Source organism: Proteus faecis, assembly GCF_030286765.1.
Classification (GTDB): Bacteria; Pseudomonadota; Gammaproteobacteria; order Enterobacterales; family Enterobacteriaceae; genus Proteus; species Proteus faecis.
In genome coordinates, this window is sequence record NZ_JASVWV010000056.1 from 1 (window position 1) to 926 (window position 926).

Here is a 926-nt window from a genome sequence, read left to right on the forward strand (position 1 = left end):
CTGGAAAAAGGCACCTGCCCGTGGAAACGGCCATGGCGGCCGGCAGAAGGGACGGGCACCGGTTTTCCGGTGAACGCCCTGACCGGTCATCCCTATCAGGGGATGAATGTGCTGTTGTTATGGTTGTCGGCGGCAGAGCAGGGCTTTGGTTGTGATACTTGGTTGACTTACCGTCAGGCACAGCAACTGGGTGGTTATGTCCGTAAAGGCGAAATGGCGACCGATACCGTGATATTCAAACCGCTGAACGTGCCGGCAAAAGACCGTCACGGTGAGCCGCTGCGGGATGAACACGGTGAGGTGGTGATGACGGAGATACCAATGATAAAGGCGAATCCGTTATTTAACATCGCCCAGTGTGATGACCTGCCGGCACATTTTTACGAAAAACGGCGACAACCCGGAGAGGTGACGACAGGAATAACCCTGCCGGCCACGCACCGGGCACTGGATATCCTGAATGCCAGCGGCGTGAAGGTGACCAGTGCGGCGCAGAACCGGGCGTATTACAGTCCGTCACAGGACCGGATTGTGATGCCACTGTCGTCACAGTTTGACCGGGATGCTGATTACTGGGCCACCTTACTGCATGAACTGGTGCACAGTACTGGTCATCAGTCCCGGCTGGCCCGTGAAGGCATCACCTCATCGTCCCTGAAATTTGGTGACCCGCTGTACAGTTTTGAGGAGCTGGTTGCAGAAATGGGCAGCGCTTTTCTCTGTGCGCAGTTAAGCGTTGAGGGAGAGGTGAATCATGAAAGTTATCTTGACAGCTGGCTGCGGGTACTGAAAGCGGACAAAAAAGCGTTGTTCCGGGCAGCCGGGCAGGCCCGTCAGGCCTGTGAGTTTTTACTGAATACGGCCACCTCCCGACAGGCCGCGTAGGAGACAGCGATGGACAAAATCACCATTATCCGTTTTCAGTT

1 protein-coding gene is annotated in these 926 nt (G+C 55.7%); it reads left to right on the forward strand.

Translation table 11 applies throughout. From position 1 onward, the window contains the following. Window positions 1–885: ArdC family protein (locus QSH13_RS18445; RefSeq protein ID WP_286047539.1), on the forward strand; the 885-nt coding region annotated here is incomplete at its 5' end. Between the last annotated feature and the right edge of the window lie 41 nt (window positions 886–926).